Below are 361 nucleotides of genomic sequence, written 5' to 3'. Positions count from 1 at the left end.
ATCGAAGCTCAGCGCATAGGTGGCGCCCGCCGTGGTCGCGATGGTCTGCTTGACGCCGCCGCCGCTGGAACTCTGATCGTGCCAGCCGGTCAGGTCCAGGAAGTTATTGCCCTGCGACGCATTGATCGAATACGGATTGCCGCTGCCGATCCAGGCGATGTCGTTGCCGCCGATGACGGTCCATCCGGCCAGCGCAGCACTGTCGCCGCTCAGCAATTGCTGCGCGCCCGCATCGCTGTGATTGACGACGATGGCGCCGGCCTCAAAGCTGCCGTTGGTGATCAATTCGGCGGCGCCCGCGTGCGCCGCCATCGCCAGCATAGCGGCCAGCAAAGTCGATTGGAGTTTCATCGTCATGTCC

General features: G+C 64.0%; 1 protein-coding gene. It reads right to left on the bottom strand.

Annotated features, from left to right (window positions below; all coding sequences use genetic code 11):
* Positions 1-361, bottom strand: a 361-nt coding sequence (locus ACO0LB_RS20680; protein WP_423052599.1) for a DUF642 domain-containing protein, incomplete at both ends; no start/stop codon positions are given.

Source organism: Undibacterium sp. SXout7W (genome assembly GCF_049339385.1).
GTDB lineage: Bacteria > Pseudomonadota > Gammaproteobacteria > Burkholderiales > Burkholderiaceae_D > Undibacterium.
The sequence above is the reverse complement of the archived record's forward strand: the minus strand, read 5'-3'. Positions and strand labels throughout refer to the sequence as shown.